Annotated in this window: 13 protein-coding genes; 7 read left to right on the top strand and 6 right to left on the bottom strand. The window is 30.7% G+C overall.

Annotation, left to right across the window (positions count from 1 at the left end; genetic code table 11):
- Nucleotides 1-38: 38 nt before the first annotated feature.
- Genes glmU through truA form a run of 7 tightly spaced genes read left to right on the top strand, consistent with a single transcriptional unit; the run spans nt 39 to nt 6,284 of the window.
- Nucleotides 39-1,349, top strand: a complete 1,311-nt coding sequence (gene glmU / locus GRQ01_RS03450) for a bifunctional UDP-N-acetylglucosamine diphosphorylase/glucosamine-1-phosphate N-acetyltransferase GlmU (RefSeq protein ID WP_158334443.1) — start codon at nt 39-41, stop codon at nt 1,347-1,349.
- Nucleotides 1,324-2,478 (top strand): bifunctional phosphopantothenoylcysteine decarboxylase/phosphopantothenate--cysteine ligase CoaBC, encoded by a 1,155-nt coding sequence (coaBC, locus tag GRQ01_RS03445; protein WP_158334442.1) that lies wholly within the window; start codon nt 1,324-1,326, stop codon nt 2,476-2,478. The genes glmU and coaBC overlap by 26 nt, the downstream gene beginning before the upstream one ends.
- Nucleotides 2,475-3,092: a hypothetical protein gene (locus tag GRQ01_RS03440; protein ID WP_158334441.1), complete on the top strand. Its 618-nt coding sequence runs from the start codon at nt 2,475-2,477 to the stop codon at nt 3,090-3,092. Before coaBC ends, GRQ01_RS03440 begins: the two co-directional genes overlap by 4 nt.
- Before the next feature lie 3 nt (nt 3,093-3,095).
- Nucleotides 3,096-3,764, top strand: coding sequence for a polyprenyl diphosphate synthase (gene uppS, locus GRQ01_RS03435; RefSeq protein ID WP_158334440.1), 669 nt, complete (start codon nt 3,096-3,098; stop codon nt 3,762-3,764).
- A complete protein-coding gene (locus tag GRQ01_RS03430) occupies nt 3,761-4,540 on the top strand; it encodes a prepilin peptidase (RefSeq protein ID WP_158334439.1) in 780 nt (259 codons plus the stop codon). Before uppS ends, GRQ01_RS03430 begins: the two co-directional genes overlap by 4 nt.
- Nucleotides 4,537-5,562 (top strand): LptF/LptG family permease, encoded by a 1,026-nt coding sequence (locus tag GRQ01_RS03425; RefSeq protein ID WP_158334438.1) that lies wholly within the window; start codon nt 4,537-4,539, stop codon nt 5,560-5,562. Before GRQ01_RS03430 ends, GRQ01_RS03425 begins: the two co-directional genes overlap by 4 nt.
- Complete coding sequence (truA, locus tag GRQ01_RS03420) at nt 5,562-6,284, top strand: tRNA pseudouridine(38-40) synthase TruA (protein WP_158334437.1); 723 nt, start codon at nt 5,562-5,564, stop codon at nt 6,282-6,284. Before GRQ01_RS03425 ends, truA begins: the two co-directional genes overlap by 1 nt.
- Here truA and ilvA read toward each other — a convergent pair.
- From ilvA to GRQ01_RS03390, 6 genes are all read right to left on the bottom strand, one after another.
- On the bottom strand, nt 6,281-7,492 hold the full coding sequence (gene ilvA, locus GRQ01_RS03415; RefSeq protein WP_158334436.1) for a threonine ammonia-lyase: 1,212 nt from the start codon (nt 7,490-7,492) through the stop codon (nt 6,281-6,283). The two genes, truA and ilvA, sit on opposite strands and share 4 nt — an antisense overlap.
- An 89-nt stretch (nt 7,493-7,581) precedes the next feature.
- Nucleotides 7,582-8,658 carry a tRNA (uridine(54)-C5)-methyltransferase TrmA gene (gene trmA / locus GRQ01_RS03410; protein WP_158334496.1) on the bottom strand — a complete coding sequence of 359 codons (1,077 nt, stop codon included), beginning with the start codon at nt 8,656-8,658 and terminating at the stop codon, nt 7,582-7,584.
- The gene (locus GRQ01_RS03405; RefSeq protein WP_158334435.1) at nt 8,655-10,388 is read right to left on the bottom strand and encodes a Na+/H+ antiporter NhaC family protein; all 1,734 of its coding nucleotides are present in this window, start codon (nt 10,386-10,388) and stop codon (nt 8,655-8,657) included. The genes trmA and GRQ01_RS03405 overlap by 4 nt, the downstream gene beginning before the upstream one ends.
- A complete protein-coding gene (locus tag GRQ01_RS03400) occupies nt 10,385-11,134 on the bottom strand; it encodes an SDR family NAD(P)-dependent oxidoreductase (RefSeq protein WP_158334434.1) in 750 nt (249 codons plus the stop codon). The genes GRQ01_RS03405 and GRQ01_RS03400 overlap by 4 nt, the downstream gene beginning before the upstream one ends.
- Nucleotides 11,131-12,369, bottom strand: coding sequence for an ankyrin repeat domain-containing protein (locus tag GRQ01_RS03395; protein WP_158334433.1), 1,239 nt, complete (start codon nt 12,367-12,369; stop codon nt 11,131-11,133). The genes GRQ01_RS03400 and GRQ01_RS03395 overlap by 4 nt, the downstream gene beginning before the upstream one ends.
- A gap of 41 nt (nt 12,370-12,410) precedes the next feature.
- The gene (locus GRQ01_RS03390) at nt 12,411-14,957 is read right to left on the bottom strand and encodes a bifunctional aconitate hydratase 2/2-methylisocitrate dehydratase (RefSeq protein ID WP_158334432.1); all 2,547 of its coding nucleotides are present in this window, start codon (nt 14,955-14,957) and stop codon (nt 12,411-12,413) included.
- Nucleotides 14,958-14,973 lie beyond the last annotated feature (16 nt).

Genomic DNA, 14,973 nt, shown 5'->3' with positions numbered 1-14,973 from the left:
ATTGTTAAAATAGTATTTTTAAAATTAAAAGGTAAAAAATGAAAGCTTCTATTTTGATTTTAGCAGCAGGATTTGGCACTAGAATGAAATCTCAAAAACCAAAGGTTTTACAAGAGCTTTGTCAAAAAAGCATGATTTTACATATTTTAAAAAAAGCTTTTGCGAACAGTAATGATGTGAGTGTGGTTTTATCTCATCAAAAAGAACGCATTGAAAAAGAAATTTTAAAACATTTCCCCAAAACCCAAATTATAGAACAAGATTTACAAAACTATCCTGGAACAGCTGGGGCTTTAAGGGATTTTAAACCTAAAAATGAAAGGGTATTAATCCTTTGCGGTGATATGCCTTTAGTAGAACAAAAAAGTTTAAAAACCTTATTAGATACTCAAGCAAAATTAGCATTAGCAGTATTTAAAGCAAAAGATGCTAAAAGCTATGGCAGGGTAGTTATAAGGGAAAATAAGGTTGAAAAAATTGTTGAATTTAAAGACGCAAGCACACAAGAAAAAGAGATTAACACTTGCAACAGTGGGGTTTATGTCGTACAAGCAAAGCTTTTAAAAAAACTTTTACCTTTAATTGATAATGATAATGCTGCTAAAGAGTATTATTTAACTGATATTGTAAAACTTGCTAAGAAAACAAATATAGACATTGAAGCAGTTTTTGTAGATGAAGATGAATTTATGGGGATAAATGATAAATTTGATCTTAGTAAGGCAGAATGCTTGATGCAAGAAAAAATTAAAAAATATTGGATGGAGCAAGGTGTGATTTTTCATATGCCTTATAGTACTTTTATAGGATCAGATGTGGAATTTGTTGGGGAGTGTGAGGTTTATGAAAATGTGAGAATAGAAGGACAAAGTAAGATTATTAATTCTATTATTAAAAGTTCTAGTGTGATTGAAAATTCATTTGTAGAAAATAGCGATATAGGACCCTTGGCACATTTGCGTCCCCATTGTGAGTTAAAAAACACTCATATAGGCAATTTTGTCGAGTGTAAAAATGCTAAATTAGACTCAGTAAAAGCCGGACATTTAAGCTATTTGGGGGATTGTGAGATAGAAAGTGGGACAAATATAGGATGCGGGGTGATTACTTGCAATTATGATGGGATAAAAAAGCATAAAACCTTCATAGGAAAAAATGTTTTTGTAGGTTCAGACACGCAATTTATAGCTCCTGTAAAAATCGAAGATGAGGCAATTATAGCAGCTGGTAGCACGGTTAATGTGGATGTAAAAAAAGGTGCTTTGTTTATCAATAGAGCAGGGTATAAGATGGTTAAAGATTATTATTATAAGAAATTTAAAAATGAAAACCATACTTCTAGCCGTTAGTGGTAGCATTGCTTTTTATAAGGCTTATGAACTTATTTCTTTATTCAAGAAAGAAGGTTTTAAAGTAAAGGTTTTACTCTCTGAAGGGGTTTTAAAATTTGCTAGTAAAATGAGTTTTGAAGCTTTGGCTGATGAAGTTTTATGTCAAGAAAATGAAAGTTGGCAAAACTCAAAAAATCATATCGATTTTAGCAAGGATGTCGATCTTGTTTTGTTTGCACCTGCAAGTGTGAATTCTATTAATAAACTAGCCCTTGGTATAGCTGATAATCTTTTTATCCAAACCCTAATAGCTACAAATAAACCTTTACTCATCGCCCCCGCGGCAAATACTCACATGTATTATCATTTTAGTACGCAAAATTCTTTAAAATTATTAAAAAAAAATAAGGCTTTAATTATTGAACCTATTTGCAAGGTTTTAGCTTGTAAAGAAAAAGGATTGGGTGCTTTAGCTGAAGTTAAAAGCATATTTGATCTTGTCAAAAGAGAATTTTTAAAACAAGAATTTTGGCAAGATAAAAGTGTGATTGTCACAGGAGGGGGCACTAGAGAAAAAATCGATGATGTACGCTGTATAAGTAATTTTTCAAGCGGAAAAATGGCAAAAGCCATAGCTGATGCTTTTTATTTTCTAGGAGCTAGGGTGAAGCTACTTAGTTCTATGGATTTTGATACTCCTTATAAATTGTGTAAATTTGAAAGTTCACAGGATTTAAAACATTTATTAGATGAGAATTTAGAAAATGATTTTTTAATTATGGCAGCTGCTGTGAGTGATTTCATACCTCAAAGTACAAAAGGAAAAATCAAAAAAAATGATCATTTACAAGGCTTAAATTTACACTTATCTCTAAATGAAGATTTGCTTAAAAATTGTCATTTTAAGGGTAAAAAAATAGGTTTTAAAATGGAATTTGATTCCCAAAATGCCTTAGAAAATGCTAAAAAATGTTTGCAAGATAAAAATTTAGATATGATTTGTCTTAATATCATGGGTTTAAATAATTATTTTGGAAGCGATCAAAATGAGCTTTATTTTATCACTTCGCATACTCAAGATAAAAGCATATTAGAAGATAAAGGAATTTTAGCCTTTGAACTTGCTAAAAGGTGTGAAAAATTATGAATAAAATTAATGCTACCTTGCCCATACCCATGAAAGTTTTAGCCAAATCAGGTTATGGACATTATACGCTTTTATTAAATCATAAAAAGATTGAAACTAAAAGCATGATAGAGCTTGAAATTGGTGCACAATATTTAGCAGAACTTTATATGCAAAAAGGTGGAGTGATACAGTTTAAACATCTTTTTAAATGCCCTAATTTTGAGCCTTTTGAAGAAGGTTTATCTTTGATCATGGCACTTTTAGAGGGTAAAATTGCTTATAAACAATTTATTATACAAGGTCTTTTAGAATGTAAAGATGCGAAGCGTTATCAAATTTTAAAAGAAATGCTTTTTGCAAGTTATGAAAACATTTATCATATTCCTTTTGTTTTTGAAAACAAAGCTTGCTTGTTTCAAATGCGTAAAAAGGCTAAATATTTAGAACTTTATTTGTATTTTAGTGTTTTTGGGGCTTTAAAAATTCTAATAGATTCTCAAGGAATAAGTATTTTTACACCTTTTGCTAAAGTAGAACAATTTTTAAATGAACATTTAGATTTTAATGTATTGCAAAAAAATAATATTAAGCCTTTGTTTATATTTAAAAGATTTTTTGATTTTAAAGGATAAAAAATGAATCAATTAAAACATCTTGCTGTTGTTATGGATGGAAATAGGCGTTGGGCTAGATCTAAAGGATTTTTGGGTAAATTAGGCTATTCTCAGGGGGTTAAAACCATGCAAAAACTTATGGAAGTGTGCGTGGAGGAAAAAATCTCCCATTTAAGCCTTTTTGCTTTTAGTACAGAAAACTGGAATAGACCTAAAGATGAGATTGATTTCATTTTTGATCTTTTAGATCGTTGTTTAAATGAAGCTTTAGAAAAATTTGAAAAAAACAATGTGCGTTTAAGAGCTATAGGGAATTTATTGCGTTTAGATGAAAAAATAAGGCAAAAAATAGCCTTGGTTGAAGAAAAAACAAAACATTGCAATGGACTTTGTGTGAATTTGGCCATAAGCTATGGATCAAGGGATGAAATCATAAGAGCGGCTAAGCGTGTGGTTGAAAAAGGCCTTGAATTAAATGAAGAAAATATAACTCAGAATTTAGATTTGCCTTTAGATGTGGATTTGATGTTACGCGTAGGCAATGCTAAAAGACTTTCAAATTTTTTGCTTTGGCAATGTTCTTATGCTGAAATTTGTTTTAGCGAGACTTTGTTTCCATCCTTAACTAAAAAAGAATTTAAAAAAATCATTCAAGAATTTCATCATAGAGAAAGAACATTTGGTAAATGATTATTTTTATTATGATTTTAGGGGCTTGTTTGGGTTCTTTTTGTGCGAGTTTAGCTTCTAGAATAGTGGAGAAAAAGCCTTTGTTTACATTGCATTCTTTTTGTTTTTCTTGTGGAAAGAAGATAAGATTTTATGAGCTTGTTCCTATTTTATCTTATGTTTTTTTAAGAGCAAAGTGTAGCAATTGTAAATGTGCTTTGCCTTTTTCTTTGCTTATAAACGAAATTTTGGGCATAATTTTACTTGTTTTAGTATATTTTTTAAGCTTTTGTTTGTATGATTTTTTGCTTTTATCTTTATTTTTATTTAATTTTTTCTTACTTTCTTTAATTGATATGCAATTAAAAGCCGTGCCTCAAAGCTTGCTTTGGAGTGCTTTTTTATTTGCTTTATTTTATAGTTTTAAGCCAGGTGAAATAGAGTATTTTTTAATTTTTAAAGAATTAAAAGAAGGCTTTTTTCTAAATGCTTTTAATTTTGCAGGATTTATATTTTTACTTAAGAGCTTTGTGTTTTATTTAAAACATTTTCAAAATAAAAATGAAATTTTTGATAATTTAGGCGATGCAGATATTATCATTATGGCAGGTATAGCTGGAATTTTAGGTTTTGAATACGGTTTTTTAACACTTTTTTTAGCTTCACTTTTAACCCTGCCTTTTTTTGTTTTTTTAAAAAATAAAGCCCTCAAAACTCAAGAACTTGCTATGATACCTTTTTTAAACATTGCTTTTATAGTAGTTTTATTTTATAAAAATTCAGGATTATTTTCATGAGACTTAGTTTAAGATATGTTTTAAATCAATTTTTAAGTACTAATTTATCTATTTTTTTTGTGCTTTTTACCATTGTTTCTATGGTGTTTTTTATCCAGCTTGCTAAACTCACTTCAAGTATAGAAATTAGCTTTTTAGATCTTTTAAAACTTTATAGTTTTATGTTGCCTAGAATTTTAATTTTTACTTTACCTATTTCTTTTTTTATTTCTTTAACCTTGGCTTTATTTAGACTTTCTAAAGAAAATGAAAGCATAGTACTTTTTACCTTGGGTTTTTCTCCTATGATTTTGGTAAAATTCTTTCTTAAAATCGCAGGTTTAATTAGTGCTTTGATGCTTATTGTAGCTTTAGTGATGATACCTATAGTATTTGAACTTCAAAATAATTTTATAAATTATAAAAGTACTCGAGTGAAATTTAATTATAAAACAGGTGAGTTTGGGCAGAAATTTTTAGATTGGATGATTTTTATAGAAAAGCAAGATAATGATAAATACGAAAATATCATTATGTATAGACCTAAACATCAAGCAGAAGATAAAGAACAATTAATTATCGCTAAAGAAGCATATGTGCAAAGAAAAGATGATGGTTTTGCTTTTAATTTAAATCAAGGCAGAATGTATAGTTTTGAGCAAGGACAAGATGTTTTTAGCGGAGAATTTGATACTTTAGTGGTTAATACTCAATTAAATGCAGACGATCTTCAAACAAAGAAATTTTATGAATATTGGAATGATTTAAACGAAAATCCCCAAAGAGCAAGAGAATTTGTAATTTATGTGACAATAGCTTTATTCCCCCTTGCTAGCGCACTTTTTGCATTATGTTTTGGTTTGGTAACTTACCGCTACGAAAAAGGCTATGTGTATTTGGGTATGTTTGGGGTAATTGCTGTATATTTTAGTCTTTTAAGTTCCTTTTCTCAGCCTCCTATTTTGGTTTGCTTAGGAATTTTTTCTTTAAGCTTATTGATTTCGTTTTTGTGTTTTAATAAAATCATTTTAAGCCGTTATTAATGAAATTAAAGCTTATTTTTTCTTATGATGGATCAGCTTTTTTAGGTTCTGCCATGCAGCCGCATAAAAAGAGTGTTCAAGATACTTTAAATATGGCTTTATCACATTTAGGAATTTTTTCTTCTGTTTTAATGGCTTCAAGAACAGATAAAGGTGTCCATGCAAGTTATGCAGTAGCAAGTGTGGAGTGCGGGAAGCATTTTAAAGACTTTATCTATTTGCAAAAGCAAATCAATCAATTTGCCCATCCTTTTATTCATATTAAAAAAATTGAAAAAGTAAAAGACGATTTTGAAGTGCGATTTGATGTTAAAAGTAGGGAGTATCGTTATATTTTTTCTCATAGAGCTTATAATCCTTTTATGGCTTCTTATGTGTATTTTTATCCCCAGTTTGACATTGTTAAAGCTAACGACCTTTTAAAGCTTTTTGTAGGAAAAAAAGATTTGAAATTTTTTTGTAAAAGCGGAGGAAATAATAAAAGCACTGTAAGAGAAATTTTTTCTGCTAAAGCTTATGCGTATAAAGATTTTAGCGTATTTTGCTTTAAGGCTAATGGTTTTTTAAGAGGGCAAATCAGATTGAGTGTGGCAAGTGTTTTGAGGGTTTTAGAAGAAAAGATGAGTGAAAAAGAACTTAAAGATCAAATTGAAACTAAAAAGCAATATAATCGCTTTTTAGTACCGCCAAATGGGCTTTATTTAAGTCGTATTTCTTATTAAAAACTTTCGTAAAAATTAAAAGCTTTTTGGTTAAGAATTTTTCTTACTTCTTCTTGATGTTCTTTGCCTCTTGTTTCTAGAGTAATAGAAATCATAGCATCGCCATAATCAAGATGGGTAGAAAATCTATCATAATCAATTTTTACTATATTTGCTTGAGCTGATTTTAAACTGTCTGTAAGATCAAGTAAGGCACCTGGTTTATCGATTAAAGTAACATGAATTTGCATTTTTCTGTAAGCTTTAAAAAGCCCTTTTTCTATAATGATATTTAGCATTTGAACATCAATATTGCCACCACTTAAAACTACGCCAATTTTTTTATGATTTTGAGTACGGATTTTATGATGGATTAGAGCAGCCACACTCGTAGCACCTGCACCTTCTACGATGATTTTATGTTTTTCAAGCAAAAACAACACAGCATTAGCAATTTCTTCATCGTCAACTTGAACAAAATCATCAACGCATTTTAAAATAATATCAAAATTAATAGGATTGACATCACGCACAGCAATGCCATCTGCTATAGTGCGCACGCTTTTAGAATTTTTGATTTTCTTAGCATGAAAGCTTTCATACATTGCCGGCGCACCTTTAGCTACTACTCCTATGATTTTAATATTAGGATTAATTTGCTTGGCAGCACTTGCAATACCACTAATTAAGCCCCCGCCTCCTACTGGGACAATTACCATATCAAGATCATTGATTTCATCAAGCATTTCAAGCATTAAAGTGCCTTGACCTGCTATTATAAATTCATCTTCGAAAGGATGGATGAAATTAAGATTATTTTCTTTAGCATAAGCGTTTGCAAAGGCATAGGCTTCATCAAAATTATCACCTTTAAGTATGACTTTTGCACCTAAAGCTTTGGTAGCAGATACTTTTAAAAGAGGTGTGGATTCAGGCATTACTATAATGGCTTTAATATCAAATTTCTTTGCACTAAGAGCTACGCCTTGGGCATGGTTTCCTGCACTTGCTGCGATTACTCCTTGTTTTTTTTGATCTTGATTAAGATTAGCTATTTTATTATAAGCACCTCTGATTTTATAAGCTCCTGTCATTTGCAAATTTTCATTTTTAAGATAAATATCGCTTTTACAAATTTCACTTAAGAAAGAAGAATATATAAAAGGAGTTTTGTTTATAAAGTTTGAAATTTGTTGCTTAGCTTTATAAATTTTGTTTAATTCTAGCATGTTTTCTCCTTGGATTTGTAGCATGGTATTTTAGCATAATAGAGTGTTTTTGCAATCTTTACATGGCTTTTTAATAAAATTAATTAAAACTATAATGTTTTACTAAGAAACACTCCACATTCAAGATGAGGAGTGTTTACAAATTGATCAAAAAGGGCAAAATCACTTATCTTATGTGTAAGGTTTAATTCTTTTATATTCTCTTTTAGGGTGATGGGATTGCAAGAAATATAAATAATATTTTTATAATTTTTAATTAAATTTATTACGCTTTTATCAAGTCCAACTCGGGGTGGATCGACTAAAACATGAGAAAAATTAAAAGAATCTAAAGAAATATTTTTTAAACGAAAGAATTCTCTTTCTTTTTTTAAAGCAGAGCTTAATTCTTGACTTGAAAGCCTTGCAAAATGGATATTTGAAACATTATTAATAAGGCAATTTTTCAAGGCTAAATGAATGCTGCTTTTTGAAATTTCAGTGGCTAAAATTTTATTGAAAAATTGTGCTAAAGCAAGGGTAAAATTACCATATCCGCAATAAAGTTCAAGAAGATCCATTCTTTTTTGAGTGTGTAAGATTTCACATACCCAATCAATCATTTTCTCATTTATGGCAGTATTGGGCTGTATAAAGCAATCATTATTAACTTCATAAAATATTTCTTTATTTTGAATATAAAGACTTTGCTTTAAATTTTCTGTTTTAAAAACCAATTTTTTGCCCTTGCTTCTTGCAATGAGATTGATACGAAGATCATGGCTTAAAAGTTCTAAATCTTTTTGAATATTTTCTATATTTTTATGATAAAGCAAGCTTGTGCTGAGTTCTTTTTTAGCAGCTAAAAACTCCGCTGCAAAAAGCTTTTCTTTTAAAGTAGGGTGTTGACGCAAATATTTTAAAAGCTTAGGCATGAAAGCATAAATTTTTTCATCTACAAATTCTAAATTTTCAACGATGATTTTCTTTTTGTTTTGAGGATTAAACATAGCATAAAAAAGATCATCATTTTGATGGTAGAAAGAAAATTCAGCTCTTGTACGATAATGCTTGTTTTTTGAAGAAAAAAGTTTAAAATCTTTTTGATAAAATTCTTTAAAATATTCTTTTATAAAAGAAGCTTTTTCTTCCAGGCTTGTAAAATTTCCAAATTTTTCAAGACTCATGGAATTTTCTTTCCAATGAGTCTGAGTAAAATGACAATAAGTATGAAATTTAAAGGTATAATAAGCCATACATTAATCCCTAAAGACACAGGAATATAGCCTGTGATTAAAGAAATAATACAAATAAATAAAGCATAAGGAATTTGTGTTCTAACATGCTCCATATGATCGCATTTTGCACTCATAGAGGAAAGAATAACATTATCAGAAATTGGAGAACAGTGATTTCCAAAAATAGCTCCTGTTAAAACACAGCTTATATTAATGATCATATAATGATGCATAGCATTAGCATCCATGCCATTGAGTTTAGCAATTTCATGAGCTAAGGGTACAGCAAGTGGCATTAAAATCCCCATAGTTCCATAGCTTGTCCCTATAGCAAAAGAAATCGCAGAAGCGAAAGCAAAAATTGTAGCGGGTAAAATAAACTCAGGTAACTTATCTGCAAGCAAACTTGTGATAAATAAAGAAGTTCCAAGATCTTTTACTATACTTGAAAGAGACCAGGCAAATAAAAGTAAAACAATGGTAAAAATCATTGTTTTCCACCCATAAATCCATGTTTCTATGGCTTCTTTGAGATTGAAAATTTTGCGACGTAAACCTATGAAAATTGCTACAATAGCAGCAAATAAAGCAGCTTGAAATAAGACTACTGAAGAATCTGCATTGCCAAAACTTATTCTAAAGGTTTCAAAAGATAAAGGATGGAGTTTTGCTTGTATTAATTCCTCTCCTTCTAATGTGCTAAGTCCATTAAAATAAAATCCTAATATAGCTAAAGTGATCAAAGTAGAAATAGGAACAATAGCATCAAAGGATCTGATTTTAATGTTTTCTTTAGGAGCTAAAAATTGATCTTCAAGTTCTGCAGTATTTAAGGTGCTAGATTTTGATAAAGGAGCGATTTCTCCTGTGGTTTTTGCACGCACTTGGGCTTGATACATAGAACCAAATTCGCGTCCCATTATTGCAGTCATGACCACAAAAAAAAGCATAAAAATATTATAAAAACGATAAGGTATGGTTTCAACAAAAATGCCAAAAGCACTAATATCACTAATGCCTATGTGATCATAAGCGGTTTTTATCAAAGAAACTTCTAGTCCTATCCAAGTAGAAATCACAGCTATTCCCGCAACAGGTGCTGCTGTAGAATCAATAATAAAGGCAAATTTTTCACGCGAAATTTTAAATTTATCTGCTAAAGGACGCATAATAGGTCCAACAATTAATAAATTAGCATAATCATCAAAAAAGATTAAAAGTCCTAAAAACCAAGTATTAATTTGAGCTGATAAAGCAGATTTAGATCTTTTAGCAAATTTTAAGGCTACGGCTTTTGCACCACCCATTTTAGTGATAAGTGCTACTAAACCACCTATACAAAGGATTTGCAAGATAATGCCTGCATTAATAGGATCAGAGGTTGAACCTAAAATATAAGAAATTATTTTTGAAAAAGAATCTACAGCAGTATGATAAAAATTGATCAAGGCTAGTTCTTTTGTTTTGAAAATATTTTCAGAAAGGCTAAGTAAAAAAGTCCCACTTAAAACCCCAGCAAAAAGTGATAAAATCACATCTTTTGTGATAAAGGCTAAAGTGATAGCAACTAAAGGCGGTATGATAGTAAAAGCTCCAAATAAATTAGCATTGGCAATTGCTTGTGAAGAATTAGCAAAAGCGATTAAAGGTAATAAAAATAAAATTAAAAATTTTCTCATTTATCTCTTTCTATATAAAATCCATTCCAAGTTTGTGTTATAGGCATAAGTTCTATTTCATTGACATTAATATGACTAGGCAATTTAATAATAGACATAACTACTTTAGCAATATCACTTGCACTGATAAATTGTGTGTTTTCATAGACAGCATCTGCTTTTTGGATATCTCCTTTAAAGCGTACTTGGGTGAATTCGGTTTTGCAAAGTCCTGGGGCGATATTTGTAACTTTTATATTGCTTCCTCTAAGGTCGTTTCTTAAAGCTAATGAAAATTGTCTTACAAAAGCCTTGGTTCCACAATACACATTGCCTCCAAAATAAGGATTGCGTGCTGCAACAGATCCTAGATTAAAAATATAGGCATTTTTTTGTTTTCGAAGTATGGGGATGATAGCTTTAGCAACATACAAAAAGCCTTTTATATTAGTATCTACCATGGTATTGATATCTTCTAAGCTTAATTTATCAAATTCATCTATTCCTAAAGCCAATCCTGCATTATTAAACAAAACATCAATAGCTTTAAAATCTTGAGGGAGTTCTTCTATGCTTTTTAAAAGAATATCTTGTTCTCTTATATCAATACAAAGGGTGTGAATTTTATCTTTATAAGTTTTTTTAAGCTTTTCTAGACGTTCTTTACGGCGTGCTAGCGCAATGACTTTATAGCCTTCTTGTATAAAAGCTTCCACACAGGCCTCCCCAAATCCTGAACTCGCACCTGTGATGAATGCAGTTTTCATTCTAAATTTCCTCCATAAAATAATTTTTCATTTGCTTTTAAACCTAAGCTTTTTAGATAATTAGCATTTTCTTTTTTATTGGCTGCTAAGGCAAAATCTAGTGCATTAAAACCCAAATCATCTGTAGCATTTAAATCAGCACCTTTAGATAAAAGAAGTTTTAAAATACTAACATCACCGTAGGTTGCAGCATGCATTAAAACACTTTTTGAACTATGATCTAAAGCACAAAATGTAATAAAATAAGGCGTATTGGATCCTATATTGGCACTTAATGCTAATTTTTCGTTATTATTAATATATCTTTGATTAACATTAGCCCCATTTTGAAGTAATAATTGTATTATATCAGTATGATTGAATTCTATAGCATAAAAAAGTGGGCTTTTGCCAAAGGCATTAACTTGATTGACATCAGCACCTTTTTGGATGAGAAAATTCGTATTTTCATAATTTTCTAAAGCGTAAAAAATAGCACTTTCATACCCCTCATCAATCTTAGCTCCAAAATGGATTAAAAGTTCTAAAATATCTTGGCTTCTTTGATTAAGTAAAGCTGCTTGTAAAGCTATAGTAAGTTCATCTTGAGTAGGATTGTTTGCAAAGATAAAATCTTGTATGTAAGATAAAGAATGGTTTTGATTTGCTACGATTTTTGCTAAAGGAGTGATGTCTTTATAAATTTTTGTTTGTCCTACAGCCCAATTTAAAAATTCATTTAAAGCATTTTTAGTATAGTAAATGCTTTTATTTTCATCGAAATTAAATTTTTTTTCAAAATATTTTTCTAAAGGTTTTTTAGCTTGTTTATATTCTTGCCAAAAAGCTTTATAAAGTCTAAAATTTCCTATACTTTGATAAGCCCAATACCTAAAATAAGATTTTAAAATATTATATTTTTTTTCTAGATTTTTAGTCGTATTAAGGCCTTTTTGATATGCAAGAGGATTTTTAAAGATTTGCAAAAGCAACTTATCAAATTCTTGTAATTTTGATAAATAACTTATGCCATTACAAGAGCTATTATCGCCTCTAATTTTATTAGAAATACGGTAAAGTTCTTTTATAAAATCTTGATTTTTTAAAGATTCTTTGCATTTTGTATTTGCGTTACAATCCTCTGTGTTTAAATTATTATCAAAAAATGTTTTATCGTTTGTGGTTTCATTGCCCTTAATGGCGTCATTAGCTATTAAGCTTGCAAAACAACAAAGCAAAATAAATAATAATTTCAATTTATTCCTTTGAAAATTTGATTTTATGATTTAGATTGGAATCAATCTTCAAGTTCGAAATCTTTAATTTCATTAAAATTTAAATATTTGTATATATTGGCTTTATGTGCATCATTTAATTTATCTTTTACAATTTGTAAATATTCTTCTTTGCTTGGAATTTTTCCTAAAATTGCACAAACTGCTGCAAGTTCAGCACTTCCTAAATAGACTTTAGCACCCATGCCCATACGATTATCAAAATTTCTTGTAGAGGTTGAAAAAACCACAGCATTATCTGCTACTCTAGCTTGATTTCCCATGCATAAAGAACAGCCTGGAACTTCTATTCTAGCGCCTGCAGCACCAAAAATGCTATAATATCCTTCTTTAATAAGCTGAGCCTTATCCATTTTAGTAGGTGGAACTACCCAAAGTCTGGTTTTTAACATGCCTTTGTCTTTTAAAATTTCGCCTAAAGCTCTATAATGTCCTATATTTGTCATGCAAGATCCCACGAAAACTTCATCAATGTTTTTAGGACGTTTTTCATCAGCTAAAATTTCACTTAAAGTTGCCACATCATCAGGGTCGTTAGGGCAAGCTAAAATAGGTTCTTTAATATCGTTAAGATTGATATCAATAATATAAGCGTATTGGGCGTTTTTATCGGCTTTTAAAAGACTAGGGTTTTTAAGCCATTCTTGCATTTTCTCAGCCCTTCTAGCAAGGGTTGCTTTATTCTCATAGCCTGCTTTTATCATGGCCTGGATTAAAGAAATATTAGATTGTATGTATTCGCTTACACTTTGTATACTTAAATCCACACTACAAGCAGCAGCTGATCTTTCAGCACTTGCGTCGCTTAATTCAAAGGCTTGTTCTACTTTTAAATCAGGTAAACCTTCAATTTCTAAAATTTTTCCTGCGAAAATGTTCTTTTTGTTTTTCTTTTCAACGCTGAGTTGACCTTGTTTAATAGCATAATAAGGTATAGCATTTACAAGATCTCTTAGAGTGATTCCTGTTTGTAATTCTCCGCTAAAACGTACCAAAACGCTTTGAGGTACGTTTAAAGGCATAGATCCTGTAACTGCAGCAAAAGCTACAAGTCCACTTCCTGCAGGGAAGGAAATGCCTATAGGAAAACGAGTGTGAGAATCCCCTCCAGTGCCTACTGTATCAGGCAATACAAAGCGATTAAGCCAAGAGTGGATAACTCCATCGCCAGGTTTTAAGCTTACCCCGCCGCGACTGGTTATAAAATGCGGTAAACTTTGATGCAATTTAGAATCGCTAACTTTAGGATAAGCTGCAGTATGACAAAAGCTTTGCATTACAAAATCTGCATTAAAACCTAAGCTTGCAAGTTCTTTAATTTCATCTCTAGTCATAGGTCCTGTGGTGTCTTGAGAACCTACAGTAAGAGTGCGTGGTTCTATATACATACCCGGAAGTACTCCTTCAATGCCGCAAGCACGTCCTAATATTTTTTGCGCTAAAGTGTAATCTTTGCTTGATTGTTGGGGTTGTTTAGGCTTGATAAAGATATTTTCGTTTTCTAAGCCTAAAAATTCTCTTGCTTTAGCACAAAGTCCACGTCCTATGATAAGAGGAATTCTTCCTCCTGCTCTAACTTCGTCTAAAAGGGTGTTTGGAGTCAATTTAAACTCTGCAATTACTGAACCTTTTTTTATGATTTTACCTTCATAAGGATAAATTTCAAACTCATCTCCCATTTCTAATTGAGATACATCACAAACAATAGGCAAGGCACCACTATCTTGGGCAGTATTAAAGAAAATAGGGGCTATAGTAGAACCCATGATAATACCGCCACTGTGTTTATTAGGTATGCCTTCAATTTCTTTTCCTAAATGCCATTGTATGGAGTTAATGGCTGATTTTCTACTTGATCCTGTACCTACTACATCGCCTACATAAACTACCTCACGACCGCTTTTTTTAAGTTCTTTGATTTTTTCTAAAGAACCTGGTTGCCTTACTTTGAGCATAGCATTTGCATGTAAAGGAATATCACTTCTTGTAAAAGCATCGCTTGCAGGACTTAAATCATCAGTGTTGGTTTCTCTTGCAACTTTAAATGCTATACAGGAAATGACTTTTGGTAGTTTTTCTTTTTCATCAAACCATTGGGCATTAGCCCAGCTTTGTAAAACTTCTTTAGCATGAGGATTGGTTTTACTAAGTTCTGCTATGGTGTGAAAATTATCATGTACAAAAATAATATTTTTAAGCACTTGGGCTGCATCTTTTGCTAAGCTTTCATCTTTTAAAGCGTCTATTAAAACTTTAACATTATATCCTCCTAGCATAGTGCTTAGCATTTTTAAAGCATGTTTTTTATCTATACCTGGAGCGTTGATTTTACCCTTTAATATAGAATCTAAAAATTCACATTTTATCAAAGCTGCATCATCAACACCTGGATTAACACGATTTTGTAAAAGATTGACTAAATTAGGATCATTTTGAGTTTTGAGAAGTTCGCAAAGTTCTTGGGTTTGTTCCGCATTTAAAGGAAGAGGAGGAATACCCAAAATCGCTCTTTCTTTGACAAGTTTATCATATTCTTGTATAAAAGACATTTTTAACTCCTTAAGT

The organism is Campylobacter bilis (assembly GCF_016806695.1).
Taxonomy (GTDB): domain Bacteria; phylum Campylobacterota; class Campylobacteria; order Campylobacterales; family Campylobacteraceae; genus Campylobacter_D; species Campylobacter_D bilis.
This window is presented reverse-complemented; position numbering and strand designations above follow the sequence as displayed.

What these genes read in the sequence shown, in the direction of transcription:
- GRQ01_RS03400 (WP_158334434.1), bottom strand. Translation starts at nt 11,134, where the DNA reads ATGAAAACTGCATTCATCACAGGTGCGAGTTCAGGATTTGGGGAGGCC.
- glmU (WP_158334443.1), top strand. Translation starts at nt 39, where the DNA reads ATGAAAGCTTCTATTTTGATTTTAGCAGCAGGATTTGGCACTAGAATG.
- coaBC (WP_158334442.1), top strand. Translation starts at nt 1,324, where the DNA reads ATGAAAACCATACTTCTAGCCGTTAGTGGTAGCATTGCTTTTTATAAG.
- ilvA (WP_158334436.1), bottom strand. Translation starts at nt 7,492, where the DNA reads ATGCTAGAATTAAACAAAATTTATAAAGCTAAGCAACAAATTTCAAAC.
- GRQ01_RS03390 (WP_158334432.1), bottom strand. Translation starts at nt 14,957, where the DNA reads ATGTCTTTTATACAAGAATATGATAAACTTGTCAAAGAAAGAGCGATT.
- GRQ01_RS03405 (WP_158334435.1), bottom strand. Translation starts at nt 10,388, where the DNA reads ATGAGAAAATTTTTAATTTTATTTTTATTACCTTTAATCGCTTTTGCT.
- GRQ01_RS03440 (WP_158334441.1), top strand. Translation starts at nt 2,475, where the DNA reads ATGAATAAAATTAATGCTACCTTGCCCATACCCATGAAAGTTTTAGCC.
- GRQ01_RS03430 (WP_158334439.1), top strand. Translation starts at nt 3,761, where the DNA reads ATGATTATTTTTATTATGATTTTAGGGGCTTGTTTGGGTTCTTTTTGT.
- uppS (WP_158334440.1), top strand. Translation starts at nt 3,096, where the DNA reads ATGAATCAATTAAAACATCTTGCTGTTGTTATGGATGGAAATAGGCGT.
- truA (WP_158334437.1), top strand. Translation starts at nt 5,562, where the DNA reads ATGAAATTAAAGCTTATTTTTTCTTATGATGGATCAGCTTTTTTAGGT.
- trmA (WP_158334496.1), bottom strand. Translation starts at nt 8,658, where the DNA reads ATGAGTCTTGAAAAATTTGGAAATTTTACAAGCCTGGAAGAAAAAGCT.
- GRQ01_RS03425 (WP_158334438.1), top strand. Translation starts at nt 4,537, where the DNA reads ATGAGACTTAGTTTAAGATATGTTTTAAATCAATTTTTAAGTACTAAT.